We start from the raw sequence: 22,248 nt of genomic DNA on the forward strand, positions 1-22,248 counted from the left end.
GCATCTCTTTTAATGCGGAGCCGCCTTTAATACGCTCGCCCGATGACCACAACCGCCCGCTCCCCCAAGCTCCTGATCTGGATCATCGTCGGCACTGCCGCGCTCTTGCTGCTCGTGGCCGCAGGACTCGGCGCCGCGTTTGCCATCAACGCGGCCGTGACCGATGCCTACAACCGCGGTGTCAGCAGCGCTACGCGCGACGACACGGGTCTCGAGGATGCTTTCGATCGCGGCATGAAAGCTGGGGTGGCGTACCAAGAATGGTTCTGCACGAACGATGTGGCGGTCACGGCGCCACTCAGCGAATGAGAGCTACCGCTCTTGCCGGATCAGTCCTCCGGAAGATCGCTGTCCAGCGAGTACTTCTCCCCTTCGATGTACGCAATCGAATCGTCATCGTGTCGCGCCGGCACGCGTTCGTCAGGTAGCCATGAATCCACGATCAGCCAAGGGATCCCCGGGCCGAACTGCATCTGGGCGACCACCTCGCGTTCATCCTGGTAGCCCGCCACCGGCCAGACAGCTGATTTGCCGGCGAACAAGAAGTCCGAGACTGCCTCGGTGATCATGCTCGCCAGGCCGTCAGAGATCGCAAGCACTTGTCCTGCGTAGTGAAGATGCTTCATGCCCGACACTCTAGCCAGGTGAGGTGGCGTTGCTTGCCCGGCGCATCTTCACCCTGTCGTCGTACACGTTCACTCGGTTGCAGCTGGTGACCGTGGCCACGTCCGATGGTGGGATCCGTGAGTCAGTGAAGCGTTCTTCGTTGCCGCGAGTTCGCGGCCTCGGAACGGTTTAGCTCACGACTCGTTTCGAGAGCACAACCCACCCGTCAGGCAGGACAAGAGCCGAGCTCGCGGCCGCGTAGTCGGTACCGTCTGCTTCGATCGTGCGTGTCGGGGTGAAGCGAAAGCGCCGCCCCAGGAGCCGGACTTTTTGGTCATCCCCGTGGACACAAGGTTGGACAAAAAACGGCATTGTTTGTTAAGATGACGCATGCAATCCTCCGGACGGTCCTACGAGTCAGCCCACCCATGGCTCACCTTCACCTTTGACCCGACGAGCCTTCGAGAGTTGACCTGGGCTCACCTTGGTGAGAGCTACTCGAAGTGTCAGCACCTTGTCGGAACGCCGCTTCAGCCACGAGTGGCTTGGGAGCTTGCTGGCGTCTACATGCGGAGGGGAGCACTAGCCTCAGCCGCAATCGAAGGAAACACTTTGAGCGAGGACGAGGTCGATGACATCTTTGTGAACGATCGCCGCCTCCCCGAATCACAGCAGTACCTTGAGCAGGAGGTGCGAAACGTTCTGGATTCACTGGGCCGCGTGCGCCAAGAAGTCTATGCAGCCGATGGCGCCTTTCGTCTGACACCGGAATGGGTAAACGAGAAGCACTCACAACTTCTCAGTTCGCTCGATGTTGCCGACTATGTGACCCCTGGCGAGTATCGAACTGTATCCGTTGTAGTCGGGACATATCGCGGGGCACCGGCCGAAGACGTTCCTTTTCTCATGCAGAAGCTTTGCGACTGGATCAACGAGATCATGGACTCAGCAGCGAGAACCTCAACGAAGGACGAAGCGTTCTTCCTGACGTTCTTCGCAGCGACACTGGCACACCTCTACCTCGCGTGGATTCACCCCTACGGCGACGGGAATGGGCGAACTGCACGGCTGATCGAGTGCGCCATCTTGGCGCACTCCGGGCTCGTGCCTTGGATCAGCACAAATGTGCTCTCCGACTACTACAACCGCACTCGAACCCGCTACTACGAGAAGCTTGACGCAGCATCCAAGCAGCGCGACGTTGCGGGGTTCATTGCATATAGCGCACTTGGCTTCCGTGACCAACTGCGCGAACAGGTCCAGACTGTTCAGGTTCAGCAACGCGGTGTGGCATGGATCAATTATGTGCATGAGAGGTTCCAACATGAGCCAGCCACTGACATCGCTCGCAGGCGTAGGGCTGTAGTTCTGGCGATGCTGCCAGGGGTGGAGTACAGCCGCAAGGAAGTCCGTTACCTCACTCCAGACATTTCCTCTTTCTACGATGGGACGAGTGACCGACTCTTTCGCCGCGACATGGGGAAGCTAATCGAGCTAGAACTCATCAAAGAGCGTCCGAGCGGAAAATATGAATCGTGCATCTGGAGAATGGATGCATTCATGCCGCAGCCTGAGTATGGAGCATATGCTCCAGTGTTTGAGCGACGCGACGTTTCCTGATGGGTTAGCACGCGGGAGCTCGGTCTACTCCCATTCAAGTTTCGGCCCGGTTTCTTGAACCGGGCACCCGTGGATTCAAGTTCGCTTGAATGTCAGGGGTGTCGTCGTAGGATGCTGTCGCGCGGCCAGGCGCACCACGACCGCACCCTGTTGGAGATCCCCGTGCCCTGGCATCCTGTGATGAAAGCTGTTCCCGTCGAGTGGGAACTCACCGACGATGGTGCTGATTCGCCGTACGCGGTGATCCGGAAGCTGACGTACGGGCGGCTCGGGAACCGTGAGTACTGGTTCCGGCTGGTCACCTGGGCGCCCACATCAGAGGCGCGGGAACTCATCGGGTACTGGCGCACCCTCGAGGACGCGGCGGCCGCAGCATGGGACTACTCGTCGGCTTCCCGCGGTTGGCAACACCACCTCGCGGCGGGGAGGAAGGACGCACGCGACTACCCGCGCCCGACGGCACGCGCGCTCCTCGACCACTACCGCGGGAACAACAAAACGGCACCTTCCTCGTCTCCGGAAAGACGAGGAAGGGGCTGATCTCGGGTTGGGAGCGATCGTACTCCTCAACCGCTGCGGCCGCCACCCACCGCAAGGGAGCGTTGGAAGGTTAGGGCTCCTCCACTGGCGGTCCCTTGCGAGAAGCGCGCACGACCTGCGCACTCGCGCCAAGGATCGCGGGGATGATGGCGCCGATGGCATACGCGGAGTAACCGTTCACAACCAAGACCACAGCAGCCACCAATCCGCCTATGGTCAAGATCTGCGCGCCGACCGCGCCAGTAACCACAGCGAAGCTCTCGGCGTTCGTGAGCCGCCTGATCGCGTTGCTCCCGACTCGCTCGCCGTAAAGATGCTCGTTGACGAGTTTTTCGGCTGCCCCGGGGACGATCTGGTCGTATCCGGCGAGCGTCGGCACCGGAGGCAGTGGCCCCTGGTGCGACATTGCTATTTCGAAGCTGGAGAGCTGTTCCGTCGTTCCACTCGGGCGGAGCTCTTCGACTTGATCGACTTCGCCTTGCGATTCTGTTGCAAGGTCACCCGCATCAGGACTGCTCTCGACGTGTCGCCCGTAACTCCTACCATTGCCCCGTGCGAGAGGCCCCGGAATGTGGTCGTCGCTAGGTTCGTCATGTGGCAAGCCTATAACCCTTCTCTGGCTGTTGGGTCTGAAGAATCACCAGCATGACATACGGGTACCTCTGAGAACTACAGTCAGACTCTCTCTGCGGCACAGAACGGCCCCGTCTGAACCCACCCGAAGGTGAGCCCAGACGGGGCCCAATAGTGTGCAGTGGCCCGCCAACGGGCGAACGGTGCTTCCGCTCAGGGTCAGACCGGTATACGTTTGGGAACGTGGTCAGGAACTCTCGATGGCGCATCAAGCGACTCTGACCGCAGACCCGAATCGGGTGCCGGACCCTGGGAAGTCCGGCATCCACCCGCGTCTCGTACCGCGGCATCGGCAGGAATGAGCGTGGGTTCAGCATGTGTTCGGACATGCTGAACCCACCGAGCCGCAGCCGGCGGTGGCTGAGAACGGCCCGTGTTGCAGAGCGCAAGAGGAGAGGCGACCCCTTGCGCTCAGGCCAAGTTAGCGTTCACCCGATAGGAACACAACCGGCCCTCCTGGCTCATGCGAACACCGAACGCACTCACGAGCCTCAGCCATGATGACCCCACCCGAGGGGTCATCACAACGGGTTGAGCCTATCGAGAGATCGACGATTCCCCAAGGCTTCCTCCAACATGGGCCACAAGGTGTGCACGCAACGACACCTCAACGAACACCAAAACAGCCACTCCCGGTCCCACCCAGTGAAGGGTGAAACCAGGAGGGGCTGAGGTGGGTCATTGTTCGATTGGGAGTGCTCGCGATGACCACAGTGCGAACGCGTCTGTGCCGGTGTCGAGCGGGTGGATCTTGTCCGACGCAAGGTAGTAAGCGGTCGGGTCCCCATACGGGCCGACGTTCTGGTCGGATCTTGGCATTCGTCTGCCGAGATCGATCACGAACACACCCGATGAACCACCTGGCCCAGTCGTGTCCGTTCTCGCCCACCCGTGGATAGCGTCAACATACGACGCCCACGGAGTGCCCTGGTATCGGTTGTTCGCTGGGTCGATCTCGTACGGGATCACCTGCACCCAAGAGGGGCGAGGGAGTCCTCGTGCGGCCACGTCCGCGTCGATACGCGCTTTCAATGCGGCGAGGTTCGCGACGACCTGAGCCGGAGTCTGTACCCCGGAGTCATTGATCATCAGGTCGCACACGATCGCGGCTGGGCGTCGAACGGCCACAGACTGAGACCACTTGTCCGTTGCCCCATTGGTGAGGTACTGGTCGGCACGTATCCCGGAATGTCCCGAGTTGTAGACGTGGATTCCTTTGCCGTCGTCGTTGAGGTAGTAGTCGACGCCGAGGATGAACGCACCAGTCGTTGTCGTGATCGCGACCGTGTGTGCCCCGGGCGCCAGGCCGCGCACAGACGTGAGATACCCGCCGTTAGAGTGCGCCGCGACGGGCGAGCCTGCCGCGTGAGCTTTCGTGAGCGCGGTTGCCAGGGTGACGACATTTCCAGCGACCGACGCGATATTCACGGTCTCGTTGTTGCCGCCGGTCTCGATGATGACCATCGCCCCGGGACGCCAGTCCTGTTGCACCGCGGCGACCGTGATCGTCGTGTCACCGACGTTCGATGCTTGTGTCGATGTTGTCCGAGCGGAGGATGTTGAAACCGTGACCGGCGCGCCGCCATCGACCGAGTAGGCGAAGCTCGCACCCGTCGTGACAACGGCAGCCCACTCAATATCGAAACCGGTACAACGGACCGGCTTGAACGTCACTGACGCGCCAGCAGCGAGCTGCGCATACCTACGTCCCAGGCCGAACCCAACGGTCCCGCTGATGGCCTTGGTTACCGTGCCCGTGTAGGTCGGGATCATTTCTTGCGGCGCAATCGGGCTGCCCTCGACGGGCCATGCTGCCGGGACGTAACCGAATCCGCCCGAGCGGGTGGTGTCGCCCTGCCCGGGCGTCGGGAATCGTTCGCGGAGCCGGTCAGCGAGGCGCATCAGAATGACCTTCGTGAACACCGACGCCGACATGCCCTCGAACAAGGAATCACCCACACCGACGATGTTCACGCGCGCGGTGTCACGATTCGCGAGCGCTTTGTCCAGTGCGAACAGTGCAGGCGGAACCTGCGCCCAACTCAACGGCCGCAGCCCAGCAACAGCTCGCCGCGTGTCGGCTTTTGCCATACCGAGGGTTACGGGGTCCATCATGCCTCGATTCGGATCAGGTTGCCGGAGCTGTCATACACGTACGTGCGCGTCACACCAGCACGAGTATCGGTGTGCACGGTGCCGTCAGGGTTGTACGTGTACGTCGTGACCACAGCGTTCTCGGTGACCTTCGTCACGTTTCCGGACGGGTCGTACTCAATCGCCGTCGCGGCCGGGAACAACGCCGACGCGACGACGGTCGTCGCAGCGCCGGCTGCCCGGTCTGCTTCCGTTTTCGCGTCAACCTTGAACCCCTCAGCAGCAACCGCCGACCCATGAGCCCCAGAAGCCGCCGTGCCAGCATCAGACGCCGCCTGCACCGCCACCTGCACCTTCGGGTCAACCTGAGACGTCACCTCCGACGCAACAGCACCAGACGCCGCAGCAGGAAGACCAGCAGCAACACCCAACGCCGTGTCACGAGCATCCGAAGCGTCAGCCAGGATCTCCGCAGCGGACGGTGGGAGAGGGTTCAACGGTTCCAGAGTGGACGGGTCAATCCGGGTCATGTCCGCCCAGTCGATCACCGGAACATCGTCGAACGTGTACACGCCCCGCAACACCGACGCGGACGGCGACGGGAACACATCAATCCGCCACGCCCACGAAGAGCCAGGCGCGACGAGTTCGATCGACTCATCGGCCGCGCCCGTCAACACCGCGTTCACGATCTTCGGGAACGTGACCTCCGCACCATCAACCCGGATCGACGTTGCTGTTGCCGTCAACTTCGCACCAATCGGGCCAGGCTCTCCCAACTGGTCCCCCAGTGTGCGAAGACGGATCACCGTCACAGCAAATCCCCACGAGCCTGACGTGCCTGCTCATCCGCGTGTTCCTCGCGCTGCGCCTGCTCCACAGCCAGCACAAGGCCAACCTTCGACTTCGGCACGGATCCCGCACCGAACTTCGTCAGGAACGTGTTCACGAGCGGCAACGCCATGACTTTCGCGAGCACGGCCGCGAGGGTACCGATGAACGCCACGACGAGAAGCCCGCCCGCGTACCAGTCCTCCGGCAGGATCTCGCGGATCGCTTCAAGGAACTGTGGGGCGAACGCCGCCAGGATGCCGACGAACGTCGCAACACCGGCCAGGGTGCCAGCGACGGTCTGCAGGAACGTGCGGATGACGCGCTGGTTCTCGAACCAGATGCGAGGTGCTGCGTGCTTGCTCATGGTGTGCCCTTCTGAGGTCGGTACGGTTCGATCTGTTTCAGCTCGAGGCTTGCGACCTTCTGGTCGAGACCGTCGAGGCGGTCGTTGTCGTTGTCGAGCTTGTGCTTGATGCGGTCAACCTGGTCACGCATCGACCCGCCACTGTTCGGCAGGACTTCGTGCTTGATGACCGCGAGGGTCTGGTTCTGGGTTGCGAGAGTTTGGTTCTGTGTCGCCAGCGTCGACTTCGTTTGGGTGATGAACTCCGGGAGTTCCTTCAACGCGTTCACGAGGGCGACGAACTCGGTGAGGGGCTTCCACGCCTTCTTCACGACAACCACGAAGAACACGACCAGGGCCACCCATAGCAGCACCTGCACGAGCGTCACATCGCCGATGAGATCCTGAATCCATTCAGGCATGTGTTACCCCTCCCAGGGTCGAGGGGGTCAGGCGCCGAGCTTCTTCTTCACCGCGGCGAGGTCCTGCGTGATCGCGGACAGCGACGTCAGCGTGCCGCCTGGCAGGTCGCCCTGGCCGGTCGTTGCCGATGTCACGGTCGTCTTCTTGAACAGACCGTCGTAGACCCTGCCGAGGGTGTTGAGGATTCCCGCTGGCGTTCCGCGGCTGGTGGGGGTTTCCAAGAACACGGCGTCATAGACAGCGTTCAGCTTCTTTCGGTCTTCGTCAGTGAATGACATGTCGTCCTCCTCGATAGTTCCTGCTGTTTGACTAGACGGAGCGAGTTGCTCGGTCCCGTGTCGCTTGGTGTGACCTCGGTACGGGATTCCAAGGCGGGCGTAGTCAGTGAAGGAGATCGTCCCCATCGCTGTCCCCCACCGTTCGGTGACGGAGCTCGACGCCATGAGGAGCCGCCCGCCTCCGAGGTCGAACGCGACATGCCCGTCGCCGCCGACACCAGCCCAGTAGTGAATGGATCCGCGTCCGGCCTCTCGCCAGTTCGGGTTGAGCCACCCGGACGCGTCCCCGGCGAGCATCGCGCTACCGAATGACTGATTGAAACCGCCGGCATTGTTCACGAAGGCTTCACACAGGCCAGCCCATGACTTTGTTCGACCAGTCCCGTCCTTGTAGGTGTAGAGCGGGTTCTGACGAGCCCACGCCTCGACGGCTTCGATCGTGCGTGCCATGATCACTCCCCTCGGCGGAAACGGAGGTCGAACTTCGCGTCCTGCTTCGCCGAGCCAGCGGCAGACCCCGCCGCCACGAACGCGTACACGCGCAGCACATCACCGACCGCGAGCTTGTGAGTTGTGATCGCGGTCGCGTTGACGCTGCTGCCAGAAGGGGCGTCGTACGCGATCGTCTGATCGAAGTCGGCCGGGTTGGTGGAGTTCAGCATCACCCGAAGACCAAACGGCGTGCGCGCCGCTGTGAGACGGAGATACGCGGTGATGTCATACCAACCTGGTGTGGTGATCGTCAACGCGCCACCGACGAACGAACCGACACCGTCGTTGACCTCCGGCGAACCCCACAGCGTAGACAGCAGTTGGAACCCGCCCGGGTCGTTCCAACTCTGAGCGTTCAACCGACGAGCAGAGAATAGTGTCGTTCCGCTGCCAACCCATGCCGTTCCATTGGAGACGAACAGTTGGCCATTCACTGAACCGTACTGCCCTGCAGACGGAATCCATCCGTCACGATCAACGGTGCTCCGGAACGGAACAACACCCCAAGCTGCGGCCGTGAACTGGTGCGTCTGGGTGATGATGACGCCAGATGAGTTCGTTGCTGTTGCCGTCGAGGGGATCTGTGCTGTCGCGAGTTCCAACGCTCCAGCTGGAATTGACGGCTTCGGCGGCGGAACAGTCCCCGATGCGACGCCCTGCGTCACCCCGAACTCCGGAGTCCCGGCAGCATCGCCAGATGCTGTGAACCGAGAACGCACCCACACAACATCCATGCGCGAGTTCGAAGCAGGAGCTGCCGTCGTTGCAACCGATACCGCGCCGTCGTTCGCAACAAGCTCGACGCCCTGGCCGGTCCTGCTCGTTGCGAAACTCGCCGCCGCAACCGTGTAAGCCATAGACGCCGTCGCCGCGACCAGCAACGGGGTCGACGACGACAACACGCCTAGTCTCGGCGCGCCAACCGCGTTCTGAACGATCAGACCAGCAAGCGCCTTCCTGGTGTCGACAATCGACAACCCCGCCGGAAGACCCGTCGGAAATGAGTTCGTGAGCGCCACAATGGACCCCTTACATAAGAAAAGCGCCCCGGGAGGCGCTGAGAGAGAAGCAGATAAGTGTCAGGCGGTGAACGCGGCGTTGATCGTGATCGACGCGAAGTTCTGCGCCTGCGCGGGGAACGCTGACGCGTTCAACGGGTTCACTTGAAGTTCGGCTTTGACTGTTGTGTCGATGCCGGTAAGAACAGCGGAGTAGCCAAGCTGGACGATGTTGTTCACGCGGGACGCGCCAGCGTCTTTTGCGCCCGGTGCGGCTGGGGAGATGTTCGTGTCGCCGATGACGATGCGCGCGGACAATGCCGTCACACCGCCAGAAGTCATGTCGAGGAACGCCCCGTTGGCGAACGCCATGATCGTTGCCGTTCCCTTGCCCAGAGGGACAGGGATCGTGACCGTGGCGTAGGTGATCCAGGACGATGACAGCAACCCGATGTTCGTCGTCGTCGCCGTCCCGACACCCGGGATTGGCAGATTCGCAGTTGTTCGGTTCCGCTGCGTTCCCGTCGAGATCTCGAGCTCATCCATCCGACGCTCCATAGTCGCGAGCCTGTTGATCAGGACGTCGTACCCGTCGCCGGGTGCTTTCGGATCAGCCACCGTAGACCTCCCCACATGTGATCTTCGCCCACATGCCTTTCTCGTCTCCTGAGATTGCAGCGATGCGGCGGGTGAACTGTCCGACCGACTGATACTTGCTGTTCTGCACCACGATCGTGATGAGATCGCCTGTGTTGTACTCGTTCAAGAATGGTGATGCTGCCAGGCGAGCCTTGAACGACCAGAACTCCGCCGGCCGACCAGCCGTCCGGAGGTTCTCTGTAGCGACGGAGTCCAACGAAGGCTGCTCAGAGATGGATGAGTGGGAAGAGTCGACGACCTGCAGTAACGGGTAGCCGCTGTCAATCAGGCGTGTGTCGATGACTCGCGAGAGCAGCACGCGGTCATCTGAGCGGCCAGCGGTCGCCCAGGAGATGGACGCCATCCCGGTCGGGTCAGAACCGACCGACAGTCCAGACCCGGTGGCTTCGTCCGCGTTAAGCTCCCAGGTGTGTGCGATTTGGCCTTGCAGGCGCGGTTGCGCACGCGTACCTGATTCGTACACCCACTGGAACCCATCAGGCCCATTGCGGGTGAGCTGGAATCGGATGTCCGGCCCACCGTCCAGACCACACAGGTCGTCAAGCGCGGCGCCGACAGTCTTCAGAGCGATGCCTGTGTAGTTCTTCACGTAGCTGTCGGGGCGGTCGTCGTGGAAGACGATCGGCAAGCCGAGGCCAGGCCATTGCATAGCCTGCAGGACGAGCTTCTTCCCGAATGTGCCGTAGTCCGTCCCGGACAAGTTGGTGTCGTAGGCCGGGTTCGGAAGGCCGTCAGCGCCAACTAGAGAACCGGTCACAGCAGAGACCGGCAAGACGAGGTTGCGGTCGAGGATAACCTTCGGACCTCGAGCGGTGAGTTTGAGGTCGGCTTTGTCTTCGTCCCAGTCGTACGGCATGATCGGCCCACCAATGAACCGGCCATGCTCCTCCACTGCGATCGAGTGTTTCCACGGGGTGCCGAGGTTCCGCCAGTCCTGCGCGAGCGTCGCCGGATCGTTCAGATCCAACGTCACATCGACCGTGTCCGGCGTGTTCGTTGCCAGCGACCATGACGCTTTCGACGGCGTGAACTCTGCCACCTGGTTCCCGGTGAGGGTTTCGAAGACGTAGTACCGGGTCATGCGAACCACGCAGACCGCATCAACGCATCCATGCTCGGGCTACCGACTGCGCCGTTCACATCGAACTGGACACGCACGGTTGAATACTTCGGCACGTCCCACCACTCTCTGAACATCAAGTACCGGGACACGTCGGACTGCCCATCGATCCACGCCTGACGAGTCCTGGTGTCGATCTCCACCACCGAACCCACGGGAACGGGACGGTTGAACCCGATCCGCTGACCTGTCGCAGTGTTCGTCAGTAGAGCCGACGTGAACCCGCCGTTCAGCCGGTACCGTTGTGCGGCCGGAGCCGACCCCACGTTCTGCAATGTGACGCGCCCATCAGACCCACCACCGGGCCAGACCAGCGGCCACACGGCAGGCCACACAAGACCTGCACCGTCGACTGCAGGGCCAGTGGACTGCCACGAATCCCCCACCGAGTATCGGCGCGGATCCCGGGCGAGGCAATCGAACTCGAACTCGCCAATGGTCCCGTCGAACGCGTCATGCATCGGCGCCGTGCGGACGCTGACAGTGCGGGCGGTCGTTCGGAGCGCGTCGCTGTACAGCATCTCGACGGGCCCGGTCGCGATTGCCGCCATGAGCTGCTCGGCGGCAGCCAATGTTTCATCGTCTGAGTCGCCGAGGTAGACGGCGCGAAACGACACGACCGCGGCGGACCGCAGGGACTCGGCAACGCCGAACGCCCCGTGCCCCTGCGGTTTCTCCTCGTCGGGCATCTTGTCATCGGTGAGGGTGTACCAGTCGGTGAGGTCTTGGAACACCCATCCCGAGACGGCGAAGTCTCGGAACTCAGTCCCGGCAAGAGTCAGCGTGCTCATTGGGCGTTCAGTCCTCTCAGCATCTCGCGACCCCACTGGCGAGCCTGCACGCGCGGGTCGTCTTGTACGGTGGTGATCTTCTGCACGAGCGTGACCTGCTTGCCGCCACCGCCGGCCATCGCCGCCTTGAACTCGGGCGTCAGCGGGACCACCGCTTCGTCGTATCGGCCTTCACCGATCGTCGCGATCATCCCGCCGGGGCGAGCGGCGATGATTCCGCCCTGCGCAAGCTTCGGGATCGTTCCGATCGAGAGGTTGATAGCGCCGCCGGTGGCGTTCTTCACGCCCGAGGCGATCTCGTTGATGCCACCGATGACACCGTTGATGAGGTCGATGATGCCGTTGATGACACCCTTCACAACGCCAGTGATCCCGTTCCAGATCCCGGAGAAGATCTGCACGATGCCGTCCCACGCCTGCCGCCAGTTGCCGGTGAACACGCCCGTGATGAACGTGATGACACCACCCAGGACATCGGTGATGCCCTTGATGACCGGAGTGAGCACATCGGTGATCATCGACACGACGCCCTTGATGATCGGCATCAGGAATTTGAACGCCGTCGACAGTTGGTCGGACAGCATCGTCGCGAGGATCCCGATGATCTGGGTGAGGGGCGGCAGGATCAGGTTCACCAGATCGAGCAGCGGCGTGATCAGCCCAAGGATCGGTTGCAGCAGCTCGATGAACACATCGAGCAGCGGGGTGATCACCGGCATGAGTGCCGTGATCAAACCGATCAGTGGAGTGAGGATCACACCGAGCAGCGGGGCGAACGCATCAACCAACGCCACCAAGATCGGTGCGAGCTGCTCGATCACTGGAACGAGCATCGATACCAGCGTCATCGCGAGATCGAGCACCGTCGGAATGACGGGCAAAATCGCGTCGAGCAAGCCCACGATGATCGGGATGAGCGTCGATATCAGCGACGAGGCGAGATCGATCACCACAGGGATGATCGGCATGAGCGCCTCGAGGAGTGTCTCGACGATCGGTGGGAGCAGGTTGAACACGGGCACAAGTGCTGTGATCAGCTCGCCAACGAGCGGTGCGACGGCGACGAGGAGTGTGCCGAACGCGCCAGCGATCGTCTCAAGCAGCGGGACCAACTGAGGCAGTGTCGCGGCGAGCACGCCGGACAGCACGGTGGCGAGTGTTGTGATCGCCGGGACCACGGCTTGCAGCGCTGTGATGAGTGCGCCGCCGAGCGCGGCACCGATGTCCACGAGGCCCTGCATGAGTGTCGGGAGGACCGGTTCGAGGATCTTGAACGCGAGCCCGAGCGGCGAGATGTAGGACAGGAGCTCAGCGAAGCCGCCGAGATCAAGCCCACCGTTCAACAGATCGATGAGCCATTGGATGGCTGGTGCGACGACGCCGGCGATCTTCTCGCCGATCTTCGCCGCGAAGTCCTCCACTGGTCCGAGCGCCGAGGTAATTGCCTGCACCAAGGGCGCGAGCAGCGGGTAGATACCGCCGAGGAGACCTGCACCGATGCGCCCGAGTGACGAGAAGAAGTTGTCGAGCGCCCCGGGGAGGGTCTTGCCCATCTCGTCAGCGACGGTCCCGGACGCGGTAGTCATCGCGTCCTCGAACTCGGCGAACCCGATCTTGCCAGCCGACGCCATCTTGAAGACTTCATCGGTGGTCACGCCGAGTTTGTCCGCGAGCGTCTGATAGATCGGGATGCCCTTGTCGGCGACCTGCTGCAGGACGTCGTTCTGTGCCTTCCCGAGAGAGGACACTTTGGCGTAGATCGACCCCATGTCACCGATGCCGACACCGGCCGCCGCCGCACTGTTCGCCACTGACTTCAGCACGCCCTGCAACTGCTCGCCGGGCTTGATGTTCGCTGCGACGAGCGATGCCGCAGCGGTGGCCGCATCGCCGAGACCGAACGCCGTGCCCTTGACTGCGGCGCGGGCGTTGTCCATGATCGCGGTGACGTTCTCGGTGCTCTGCCCGAGCCCGGTGAGCTTCTTCTCAGCGGTATCGATCGCGTCGAGTCGCCCGAAGCCCTTGACGAGAGCCACGCCGAGACCGGCCGCAGCTGTCGCAGCAAGTGCGATGGCTCCGCCCTTGATGATCTTGCCGAGACCGGCGGTGAACGAGTTGCCGGACTTCTTACCAGCATCGTCCGCGGCGCCCTGGACATCGGATCCGCCGAGGCTCTTCTCGATGTCACCCTTGACGCCTGGCATCTTCGCGTAGAGCGCGATGTAGGCGTCAGCGATTTCGACCGCGGTCAAATGGATCACCTCCGGTCGATTTGTGGCGCCGGGTTCCGGCTATGTGGCGTGCTGTTGCCTGCGGCGGTGCGCAGCGGCCTGTTTCTCGGCGTGCTCGTCGCCCGCACGAACGTCTCCCGCGTACGGAGGCGGCACCGGCGGTTTGGGCTGGTTCTTGCCCTTTTCGCCGTCTGGTGTGCGCCGCCAATCCAGCACGCGCAGACGGAACTCGATGATGTTCAGCTGATGGGTTTCTTCGGACCACGCGAGCGGGCCGCCGACAGAGCGCCAGAGCGCACACCCCGGCGGAAGCCAGGCGACGAGCTCGGTCATCTCCGACAGTGGCCGGTCACGGAGGCGGAGCCCGTAGACGGCTTGGAGGGATGCCAGCAGAGGCCCACGGTGGTGGGTGTAGGCCTCTGCCAGCAGCATCAGTTTGGGTTGAGGACTCCGAACAGCTCCTTGATGAATGTGGAGCCAGCGCCGACGGACACGCGGCCGGTCTTCTTGTCGCGGAGCGCTTCGAGAACGGCCGCGTAGTCGTCGCCGACGAGACGACGCAGGATCGACGGCAGGCGGGATGCCTTCTGCTCTGCTTCAAGCGAGTTCAGGTCATCGAGGAGTTCGAAGTCGTCGAGCGCTTCGTCAGCGACGGTCACGGTCAGCCCGTTGATGGTGACTTCTCGTCCTCCTTCGACGGTCTTGACGGTGGGGGCTTTCGCCTGGTGGTCCTGGGGCTTCTTGGGTGCGGTCATGGTGATGACTCCTTTGTGGGTGTTGGTGATGGCTCTGGGTGTGACCGGGCGGGCGAGCCATCACCAGGGGATTCCCGCCCGGCCACGTCTTACGGTGCTGCGGTGACGACGACAGCCGGTGTGGTTCCGCCGGTGAGTGCGGAGCCGTTCGCGGTGAGGGTCACGACCGCTGGGAACGTGATCGCAATCGGGCTCGTGCCAGTCGCGGTGACGCCGGTGATGCCAATGACGCCGGAGAGAGCGTTGATCGCGGCAGCGACGGCCGTGGCGGCAGCGTTGTACGCGATCGGTGCGGTCGTCGAGCCGTTCACCGTGACGGTGTAGGTGCCGCCGGCGGGTGTTCCGGTGAGGGCGAGGTTCCAGTTCCGGCTCGTGGCCGACCCAGCAGACTCGTACGTGGTGTAGTCGCTGATGACCTGCGCGAGGAACGGGAACCCGGCGATGTCCGAGTTCACGAACACACGATCACCGTCGGCGACGATCTCGATGCGCTCGAAGACCCACCGTTCCTTCACGGTGATGTCATCGGCGTCGAACACGTCGATGACGGCCGCGCGCGCAGACACTTTCTGCCCGGGCGACCGGGTTGCCTTCCGAACGCCTGCGGTGTTCGAGACGTTCGACTCGATGTAGCGCAACGACTTGGTCTGCGCCTTCGACTCGAGTGCATGGAACGACAGGGTCGTGCCGGGGGTTTCCATGCGGGTGCGGACGACGCGAGCGCCCTGGTGTCCGCGGATCTCGGTCTTCGAACCGGTGAATGCCTCGGTCACGCCGTCGGAGTGCAACCAACCGACATCCTCGAATGCGGCGTCGAGCGGACCGTTGATGGTCGTCGGGAGGGCGGTTCCGATGGGGGCGAGGTAGATCGCGTCGGAGTCCGAACCGAAGATCCGGGCGTTGGCGGAGTTGACCGTCATGAGTATGTCCTTCCTGGTCGCCGAACACACGCCCGGCATGAGAAAACCCCCACCGTGTGGTGAGGGTCGATGTTGGGTGATGGCTCAGTTGCGGGCGGCGCGCACCGACATGGATTCGGTGAACGTGTACCGATCGTTGCCGGTGTCTGGATCCGGGTTGTAGTACGGCCCGGTCGTCTCTTCGACGCCACGAACCAGCGGCATCCTGGTCGTGTTGTTCAGGAACTCCGCACGACACGCGGATGCGAGGTTGAATGCTTCCGGGCCGGACTCTGCTTCGGCGGTGATCGTGATCTGCGCCCGCTCGAGCACCCGGTTGGTGGCGGTTCCTCCGGTACGGGTGACACGCACGAACCGTTTCGGTCGCGGGTTCGGCACCTTCGTCCCGATGCTCGCGCCAGCTGCGAACGCAGCAGGCTTGAGGAACGCGACCACGAGCGTTTCTACGTCGACAAGCGTCGTCATCGGCCGGCGTCCAAGCTTCGCTCGAGCACGGCCTCTTTCGCCTGTCGGCGTCGTCCGGTCGCGTTCGACGTTTGCACGAACGCGCGGGCCGTGAACTTGTGCGGCTTCACCACGGACTCGAATCCGGGGCCGGCGGCGTTAGCCATACGGCGTGCCCGCCGAGCGACTTCTGCTTGAGTCTCGTTCGATTTCAGAACCGCACGGATGGCTTTCATTTTCAGCTTCACTTGAGGCTTCTGCATGTCAACCACTCACCCTCTTCAGGTTCACCGTGTTGCCGTTCATGGAGGCGTCGAACGGGTTCCGATACTGCAAGGTCTCGCCGTCGACTTCCCACGGTTGCGGATCTCCCTCGACCGTGATTCGGTCGCGGGGTGACATGGACACGGTCGAGGGGAAATAGATGGATGGTGCTGTGATCACTCGATCGTGGCCGGGCAGGACTGGTTCTTCGGTGGTGCCCGGGTTGTAGGCGTAGATGCCGACTCGAACCGGCGCCGCCCACGATTCCGCCGCGTTCCCATGCGCGTCAGTGGCACCCGGAATGAAAGCCTCGCGGTGAACGTACAGGGTGACGCCGCGCATCATGGCGACACCCCGTGCGGTCCGGCAGCGAATGGGGACGTCGTCGGGATCAGGTCGATACTGAATGCGCCCGCGCCTGCGCCCTGCAGCTTCGCGAGCTCGTCGTCGGTGAGCCCAAGCCCGCCTGGAACATCGCCGCCGTACGTCTTCGAAGCGGTGTATGGCCCGGTCGTGACGTTCGTTTGCCGGATGCCTTCCGGGTTCCGGAACACTCGGGTGACCATTGCCGCGACGACATCTTGCGCAGTCTCGATCAAATCAGTCCGCGGAGTCGGTTCGGCAGCTTCAGCGTCGATGCGTTTCTGAAGTCCGGGCACCCGATACTTGATCTCCCGTTCAGCACGGTTGATCCACTTCCGGATCTGTTCGGTGTCAGTTGGTACGCCCTCACCGATCCACGCGCCGGTCACATCGTCTGGTGATGTCCACGCCATGATGCCTCCTCGTGTAGATGGGTCAGAGTTGAGGGGCGGAACCGGGAGGTTCCGCCCCTCTTGCCTGGGTGTTACGCCGTCCGGCTGAATGCCACAGCGTCTGAATCGAGCGCGCCCTTGATCACACGGATCGCGGCCGAGCCTGCTGCGCCGGCCGGGACCACGGCGGTGATGGACGTGTTCGAGACGACGGTGAAGCTCGCTGCGTTCGCGGTTCCGAACTTGACCTGGGTTGCGCCGGTGAACCCGGTTCCGGTCAGCGTGACGGTCGCGGCGGCAGCAGCGCTCGTCGGGGCGACGGAGTTGAGCACGGGCTCAACAACCGGCGGGACCAGCGACGGGGTGAGGACCGCGGCCGGGTAGCGGGTGCTGCCCGGGTTGACGCGCGTGAGCGGGTTCGCGACCTGGAATCCGACACGGAACACCACACGCAGTGCCTTCGCGTCCTGCTGCATCAGGTTCACGATGACCTTGCCGTCACCGTCGGAGATCACGCCAGTGTCGAAGATCTGGAACGTGATGTCCTGTCGAACACCGATCACGAACTTCGACCAGTCCGCCGCGAGGAGTGTCGCGTCGTCGGGGTCCCATGCGCCGTTCAGCACCTCGTTGAGCGGGTATCCGTAGAGCGAGGACGGCACGCCCTGTGCCAGAGATGGCGTGTAGATCGGGGTGCCGTTCTCGTTGCGGAGGCCGACGAGCTGCCAGTTGAGTCCGGGCTTGGACGCGAACCCATTCGCGGCGAAACCATCCTCAGCGAGCAGTCGACCGAGGCCGGCGACGTCCTGGGCAAGGTCGACGCCGGTGCCTTCCGAGATCGAGTTTCCTGCGGCGATCGCGCCGGGAACAACGGCGGTCGGCCACGTGCCGGGCTTGTCCACACCGAAGAGGCCTGCCTCGTCGACCTTGCGGCCGATGGCTTCGACGAGGAGGGGGCGGACCTCGTCCCACAGGGGTACGTTCGAGTCGTCGAAGAGCGCGTCGGGGATGACGACGATCGCGGCGAGCTCCTCGGCCGTGATGGTGAGGTTGTCCCACTCCGCCTTGGTGGTCTGCTTCAGACCCGTGTCCCCGTTCACCCAGTACGCGTCGGGCAGCGCCGACAGCACGGGCTGCTTGAGCGTCTTCGAGGACAGTCGTACCTTGCGGGCACGGTCGAGCAGAACCGACGCCTTCGGGAGCTCCTTGATGATCTCGTTCGCGATGGGTTCCGGGACAGCCGGTGCGCCTGCACCGGACCGGTTGATGATTTCGTTGTAGCCAGCCATGAGCTAGCTCCTTTCAGTTCTGGGCTGCTTGACGCAGCCAGTCGTCCATGGATTGCCCCGGAGCGGCCGGCGCTTTGCCTTCGCCCGGGACGATGAGTTTCTGCGGCGGTGTTTCACCCTTGAAGGCGAGGAGCGCATCTGCCGAAGCCTCGAGTTCGTCCTGCGTGCTGCCCGAAAGCAGAGACGCCGGTACTCCCTTGGCCGCGGCCACTTCGGCGCGTGTCTTCGCTGACTTCAACTCGGCGTTCTCACGCTCGAACTCAGCCAGCCGTTCGGCCTGCTTCTCGGCGTCGGTCTTCTGAGCGTCCTCGAACGCCTTGACCTTCGCGAGGGCATCCTTCGCCGCCTTCTCAGCTGCGGCGCGTGCCTCGCGCTCTGACTTGAGTGCGGCGAGACCGGGCTCACCCAACGGTTCGTCAGGCGTCGCGCCTTCCGGGCCTGCGGGTGGTTCGATCGATTCGGCCGGGGCCGGGATATCCGTTGACATGCTTCCTCCGTGTGTATGCGGCAGTCGCGCCGCGCGAACCTCAGCCCAGTCGCTGGACGAGGGGTAGTGCTCCACCAGAAGGTGGAAGATCAGTTGGGAATCGGGACGAGGACCTGCGGGAACCGCTCGCCTGGCCTGTCCTGGATCTCGTAGAACGTCGGTGACGTGGTGCAGTTGCAGCCGTCATGGAACTCCGCCGCAAGCTCTTGGGTACTCCGGGCTCTGATGCCGCCGCCACGGCCGCCCGAGAGCCGCTTGCCGTTCTCGTCGAAACCCGTTCGTGTCGACCCGCGCCCCACAACGGCTCCGGCGGACGCTTCGGACCGGTAGACCGGTCCGCGGCCGGCGAGCATGACGCAGAAGTCGCACGACTTCCTCGTGCGGGCACGTTCCGGGTGAATGATGCGCGACCATCCGACGGCAGCGACCTTGCCTGACCGGGCGTCGGCTCGCGACATGAGGTCGACGGTCTGTCGCGACGGTTGCATGATCAGGCGCTGCGCCGCTCCAAGAAGGGAACCCTCGAACCCGTCCCAACTCGGCTCCTCCGCGAAGAGCGAGCCGACGGCCCACCGGACAACACCCTCGGACTGTTTCACTTTCGCGGGCTGCGCGAACACGCTCTGCACGGTCCCGGCGCTCGGCGGGAGGTTGCGGGCGAGGTCATAGAAGTCGGCGCCGATGACAGCGGCCGTGTCGCCGTACGTGGTCATGAAGTCCGGGAAGTACCGGAGCAGCACGTCACGTACGGCGGCAGGGTTCGAGCTCGGCCCGAACGCCGACAGCACATCACGCAGCTGGTTCTGCGCCAGAAGCGTCAGCGACGTCGTCGCCTGCCGGTACTCGTCCACCTGTGCCGGTGTTGCCATCCCGCAGCCCCCTTGTCGCTTCCACAAGCTGCTGGATCCGAGACGATGCTCCTGCTCGTTGCCGCTCAGCCTGGAACTGGGTGATGTCCTCGAGCGGTAGGCCTGCGTACTTCATGCCGACCGCGGATTCTCCGAAGCCTTCGATGTTCGCGGCGAGCTTCGAGAACGCGTCCGCTCGTGCGGAAGGCGACACGATCGCGGGGTCGGTGAACTGGGCCGACATTGCACGCAACTCGTCCGACATGTCTCCCCCGTCGCGGAGGCGCACGCCGAGCTGGAACGCTTTCACGGCCCCTCGACCCCAGGTGCGGTTCGCGTTGCGGACCTTCACGATGAGGTCTTCCTTGGCCGCATAGATGGCGTCGGCGCTGGACGGGTTTGAGGCGTCAGCGAACTTCACGTCGAGGTCCTGGTCATCAGCGAACATCGCCTGGATGAGTCGCATCTGGTCCGCGTGTGGCTGCGGAGAGGATCCCGAGAACCGTTCGATCTTGATCTCGTTGGCGTCGTCGGTGTCGATCGCGTTCATGCGACCCATCAGCGCGGACCATTTGTCGGCGCCGATGAACTTGGTGACGTCAGCTCCGAACAACCAGTACTTGTCCGCCGAGTAGAACTCAGCCGACACCTCAGCGCGCAGCAGCGTCCGCACGGCGGCATCCGTGAGGCCCATGGAAGTGCGAGTGATCCGCGAGTGACCGAACGGACGGTTGAGTTCCGGTTCGAACGCGAGACGAGCGACAGTGACTTCACCGAGACGGTTCGGGATCTTCGTTCCCGACCAGCCCAGGCTGCCCTTGACCAGCGAGTACACCCACTCGGGCGTGTACATCACCATCTCCGTCGGGCCGGCGTCGTTCGTGTCGAGGATCGACAAGAACCCGGACAACGCTCGACGTCGGCGATCCCACACTGCGGCAGACATGTCGGCCGCGCGCGCGAGGTACAGCACCTCAGGCTCACCCGACTGAACATCACCCTCGGTGACCGTGATGAACGAGCATGCGTGCAGCGCGGACGACTTCGTTGCCTGAGGGAACTCTTCATGGAAGTGGTTGTCAGCAAGTAGCCCAGCCATGCCGAACGGGTCGTCGGAGCCCGAAGAGGACACGAACCCCTCGAACTCAGACCGCCCGGTAACTGCATGGACTCCCTTCGAGATCCACTGCAACGGCGTGTACGCCTTCTGCATCTGCGGTGGAACCGCGATACCGAAGTCCTTGAGCGCGTTCTTGCCCTCGTAGTACACAGTCCGAAGGAGGTTCCGTCCACGCTTCTGCGCCCACGTCGAGAACAACCGCCCGAACATGTCCTTGTCGGACTCGTCTACGGGAACCAGTGGTGTGCTGATAGCGGTGAGCGTCACAGGAATACCGCCTTTCGCTCATTGGATCCAGCGGGCTTCCGCTTGTTCGTGCGCGCACCCCACAGGGCGAGCGAGACTGCTTCGACAGGTGTTTCATCGCCGTCAGGAAGGGTGGACATCCAGCCGCCGCGCTTGTCGCGGTCGACGAACGCGACAGCATCGTCGAGGACGCGTTGCCCGTCAGAGGTGAGGTGTGTAGCTGTTTTCGTTTCGATCGCGTCGGAGAACATCACGCACGCTTGCAGGTACTGCGGGGTGGAGACGATCTTGATGCGCTTCTCACTCACACGGCGATCCAGCAGCAGTTGCTTGAGAACACCGGCACCGGCAGAACCGCCGATGACGATCACGCCAGCGCGACGCCACCGAGCGACACCGTTGCTGTCCTTCTCGCAGAACCAATCCGCTAACGGCGCCAGCCCACCATGATCAGATGACGCATCGATGAGTTCGACATGCGTTTCATCGGAGCCATGCGCTACGGCACCCGCAAGCGCAAGCCGCGTGCCATCAACCGAGAACGCTACACCGAACGACTGGGTGCCCTCCGGTGGTGCAACCACGCCCGTGGCCGTCCACCGGCTGGCCGAGATCGCTCGCGAGCCCTCCTGGTCGTCATCCCAGATACCCAAGCCCTCACGGGCGAAACTCGCGTCATCGCCCAGCTGCTCACGCAACCGCTGGATCGACTCGGCCGGAGTGCGGAGTGGGTAGGACGGGTTGCCCTTCGCGTGCTGCTCGGGGTCATCGAGATCCGCGCCAGTATCTGCGCCGATCTCCACATACAACGTGTCCGACTTCTTTGTCTCGCCAGAAGCGCGTGCAGCCTCGACTGCGAGCGCTTTCCGCCGGCGACCTTTGAACACCTCGCTGGGGTCCTTCGGGTCAGGCGGGGTGCCCATGTACAAGATCAGCGGGTTCTTGACCGTGTTCGCGGCAGGGATCATGTCGTTCAACGCGGACTGCTTGAGGATCTGCGCCTCATCAAACACGACGATCGTCACACCCGGGATGCCACGGCCGAAACCATGCTCACGAGCGCCGAACAAGATCCGCGACCCGTTCTTGAACCGAATCGCCTGCTTGCCGTTACCACGAGTCACTGTGTCGATGTACGGAGCGATCTGCGACCGCAACGTCATCGCCTCGAGCGCTTCGAACGTCTCGTCGCTGGTCTTCGTGTGGTGCGCTGTCCACAACACCGTCGTGCCCGGCATGAGCACACACAAGGCGAAGATCAACGTGCCGAATGTGAACGTCTTACCGACCTGGCGACACGTCGACAGTACGACACCGCCGATACCAGCCGCGTACAGTCCAGATGCCCGCTTGGCGAGGATCGCCCGCCCCAGCCCCTGCTGCCAGTCGTCGTGGACAACGCCCATCTTTCGACACTGAGCAGCGACAGCCGGATACCCGGTCGAAACGATCCCTGA

Annotated in this window: 27 protein-coding genes; 3 read left to right on the forward strand and 24 right to left on the reverse strand. The window is 63.1% G+C overall.

The features are described from left to right. Positions 1 to 42: 42 nt before the first annotated feature. A complete protein-coding gene (locus ACL9RL_RS09230) occupies positions 43 to 309 on the forward strand; it encodes a hypothetical protein (RefSeq protein ID WP_422779946.1) in 267 nt (88 codons plus the stop codon). Between the two features lie 20 nt (positions 310 to 329). Here the strand turns inward: ACL9RL_RS09230 and ACL9RL_RS09235 are convergent, their stop codons facing one another. Next, complete coding sequence (locus ACL9RL_RS09235; protein ID WP_422779947.1) at positions 330 to 626, reverse strand: hypothetical protein; 297 nt, start codon at positions 624 to 626, stop codon at positions 330 to 332. A 592-nt stretch (positions 627 to 1,218) separates the two neighbouring features. Between ACL9RL_RS09235 and ACL9RL_RS09240 the strand changes: the two genes are divergently transcribed. Together ACL9RL_RS09240 and ACL9RL_RS09245 are read left to right on the forward strand one after the other, a co-directional pair. After that, a complete protein-coding gene (locus tag ACL9RL_RS09240; protein WP_422779948.1) occupies positions 1,219 to 2,226 on the forward strand; it encodes a Fic family protein in 1,008 nt (335 codons plus the stop codon). A gap of 180 nt (positions 2,227 to 2,406) precedes the next feature. Further along, entirely contained in the window at positions 2,407 to 2,766 is a 360-nt protein-coding gene (locus ACL9RL_RS09245; RefSeq protein WP_422779949.1) for a hypothetical protein, read from the forward strand. Between the two features lie 70 nt (positions 2,767 to 2,836). Here the strand turns inward: ACL9RL_RS09245 and ACL9RL_RS09250 are convergent, their stop codons facing one another. From ACL9RL_RS09250 to ACL9RL_RS09360, 23 genes are all read right to left on the reverse strand, one after another. Then, positions 2,837 to 3,145 (reverse strand): hypothetical protein, encoded by a 309-nt coding sequence (locus ACL9RL_RS09250; RefSeq protein ID WP_422779950.1) that lies wholly within the window; start codon positions 3,143 to 3,145, stop codon positions 2,837 to 2,839. Positions 3,146 to 4,077: 932 nt separating this feature from the next. Further along, on the reverse strand, positions 4,078 to 5,358 hold the full coding sequence (locus tag ACL9RL_RS09255; RefSeq protein ID WP_422779951.1) for a hypothetical protein: 1,281 nt from the start codon (positions 5,356 to 5,358) through the stop codon (positions 4,078 to 4,080). A 152-nt stretch (positions 5,359 to 5,510) separates the two neighbouring features. Next, on the reverse strand, positions 5,511 to 6,242 hold the full coding sequence (locus ACL9RL_RS09260; RefSeq protein WP_422779952.1) for an RHS repeat domain-containing protein: 732 nt from the start codon (positions 6,240 to 6,242) through the stop codon (positions 5,511 to 5,513). 62 nt (positions 6,243 to 6,304) lie between these two features. Continuing rightward, positions 6,305 to 6,691 carry a hypothetical protein gene (locus ACL9RL_RS09265; protein WP_422779953.1) on the reverse strand — a complete coding sequence of 129 codons (387 nt, stop codon included), beginning with the start codon at positions 6,689 to 6,691 and terminating at the stop codon, positions 6,305 to 6,307. Next, positions 6,688 to 7,092, reverse strand: coding sequence for a hypothetical protein (locus ACL9RL_RS09270; protein WP_422779954.1), 405 nt, complete (start codon positions 7,090 to 7,092; stop codon positions 6,688 to 6,690). Before ACL9RL_RS09270 ends, ACL9RL_RS09265 begins: the two co-directional genes overlap by 4 nt. Before the next feature lie 27 nt (positions 7,093 to 7,119). After that, positions 7,120 to 7,821, reverse strand: a complete 702-nt coding sequence (locus ACL9RL_RS09275; RefSeq protein ID WP_422779955.1) for a hypothetical protein — start codon at positions 7,819 to 7,821, stop codon at positions 7,120 to 7,122. A gap of 2 nt (positions 7,822 to 7,823) precedes the next feature. Next, positions 7,824 to 8,222 carry a hypothetical protein gene (locus ACL9RL_RS09280; protein WP_422779956.1) on the reverse strand — a complete coding sequence of 133 codons (399 nt, stop codon included), beginning with the start codon at positions 8,220 to 8,222 and terminating at the stop codon, positions 7,824 to 7,826. 720 nt (positions 8,223 to 8,942) lie between these two features. Then, on the reverse strand, positions 8,943 to 9,479 hold the full coding sequence (locus tag ACL9RL_RS09285) for a hypothetical protein (protein ID WP_422779957.1): 537 nt from the start codon (positions 9,477 to 9,479) through the stop codon (positions 8,943 to 8,945). Then, positions 9,472 to 10,602: a hypothetical protein gene (locus tag ACL9RL_RS09290; RefSeq protein WP_422779958.1), complete on the reverse strand. Its 1,131-nt coding sequence runs from the start codon at positions 10,600 to 10,602 to the stop codon at positions 9,472 to 9,474. Before ACL9RL_RS09290 ends, ACL9RL_RS09285 begins: the two co-directional genes overlap by 8 nt. Further along, complete coding sequence (locus ACL9RL_RS09295; RefSeq protein WP_422779959.1) at positions 10,599 to 11,468, reverse strand: hypothetical protein; 870 nt, start codon at positions 11,466 to 11,468, stop codon at positions 10,599 to 10,601. The genes ACL9RL_RS09290 and ACL9RL_RS09295 overlap by 4 nt, the downstream gene beginning before the upstream one ends. Then, positions 11,429 to 13,684, reverse strand: coding sequence for a phage tail protein (locus ACL9RL_RS09300; RefSeq protein WP_422779960.1), 2,256 nt, complete (start codon positions 13,682 to 13,684; stop codon positions 11,429 to 11,431). The genes ACL9RL_RS09295 and ACL9RL_RS09300 overlap by 40 nt, the downstream gene beginning before the upstream one ends. Positions 13,685 to 13,723: 39 nt before the next feature. Continuing rightward, positions 13,724 to 13,996: a DUF5361 domain-containing protein gene (locus ACL9RL_RS09305; protein WP_422779961.1), complete on the reverse strand. Its 273-nt coding sequence runs from the start codon at positions 13,994 to 13,996 to the stop codon at positions 13,724 to 13,726. 98 nt (positions 13,997 to 14,094) lie between these two features. Next, on the reverse strand, positions 14,095 to 14,418 hold the full coding sequence (locus ACL9RL_RS09310) for a hypothetical protein (protein WP_422779962.1): 324 nt from the start codon (positions 14,416 to 14,418) through the stop codon (positions 14,095 to 14,097). Positions 14,419 to 14,507: 89 nt separating this feature from the next. After that, entirely contained in the window at positions 14,508 to 15,338 is an 831-nt protein-coding gene (locus ACL9RL_RS09315) for a hypothetical protein (protein ID WP_422779963.1), read from the reverse strand. Between the two features lie 84 nt (positions 15,339 to 15,422). Continuing rightward, the gene (locus ACL9RL_RS09320) at positions 15,423 to 15,803 is read right to left on the reverse strand and encodes a hypothetical protein (protein ID WP_422779964.1); all 381 of its coding nucleotides are present in this window, start codon (positions 15,801 to 15,803) and stop codon (positions 15,423 to 15,425) included. Beyond that, positions 15,800 to 16,045: a hypothetical protein gene (locus ACL9RL_RS09325; RefSeq protein WP_422779965.1), complete on the reverse strand. Its 246-nt coding sequence runs from the start codon at positions 16,043 to 16,045 to the stop codon at positions 15,800 to 15,802. The genes ACL9RL_RS09320 and ACL9RL_RS09325 overlap by 4 nt, the downstream gene beginning before the upstream one ends. 1 nt (position 16,046) lies before the next feature. Next, complete coding sequence (locus ACL9RL_RS09330; RefSeq protein ID WP_422779966.1) at positions 16,047 to 16,391, reverse strand: hypothetical protein; 345 nt, start codon at positions 16,389 to 16,391, stop codon at positions 16,047 to 16,049. Then, complete coding sequence (locus ACL9RL_RS09335; protein ID WP_422779967.1) at positions 16,388 to 16,822, reverse strand: Gp19/Gp15/Gp42 family protein; 435 nt, start codon at positions 16,820 to 16,822, stop codon at positions 16,388 to 16,390. Before ACL9RL_RS09335 ends, ACL9RL_RS09330 begins: the two co-directional genes overlap by 4 nt. A 71-nt stretch (positions 16,823 to 16,893) precedes the next feature. Beyond that, positions 16,894 to 18,090, reverse strand: coding sequence for a phage major capsid protein (locus ACL9RL_RS09340; RefSeq protein ID WP_422779968.1), 1,197 nt, complete (start codon positions 18,088 to 18,090; stop codon positions 16,894 to 16,896). A 13-nt stretch (positions 18,091 to 18,103) separates the two neighbouring features. Next, the gene (locus ACL9RL_RS09345) at positions 18,104 to 18,577 is read right to left on the reverse strand and encodes a hypothetical protein (RefSeq protein WP_422779969.1); all 474 of its coding nucleotides are present in this window, start codon (positions 18,575 to 18,577) and stop codon (positions 18,104 to 18,106) included. Positions 18,578 to 18,666: 89 nt separating this feature from the next. Next, positions 18,667 to 19,446, reverse strand: a complete 780-nt coding sequence (locus ACL9RL_RS09350; protein WP_422779970.1) for a hypothetical protein — start codon at positions 19,444 to 19,446, stop codon at positions 18,667 to 18,669. Continuing rightward, positions 19,367 to 20,812, reverse strand: coding sequence for a hypothetical protein (locus ACL9RL_RS09355; RefSeq protein ID WP_422779971.1), 1,446 nt, complete (start codon positions 20,810 to 20,812; stop codon positions 19,367 to 19,369). Before ACL9RL_RS09355 ends, ACL9RL_RS09350 begins: the two co-directional genes overlap by 80 nt. Next, positions 20,809 to 22,197: a hypothetical protein gene (locus ACL9RL_RS09360; RefSeq protein ID WP_422779972.1), complete on the reverse strand. Its 1,389-nt coding sequence runs from the start codon at positions 22,195 to 22,197 to the stop codon at positions 20,809 to 20,811. The genes ACL9RL_RS09355 and ACL9RL_RS09360 overlap by 4 nt, the downstream gene beginning before the upstream one ends. Between the last annotated feature and the right edge of the window lie 51 nt (positions 22,198 to 22,248).

The organism is Plantibacter sp. Mn2098 (assembly GCF_049319745.1).
GTDB lineage: Bacteria > Actinomycetota > Actinomycetes > Actinomycetales > Microbacteriaceae > Plantibacter.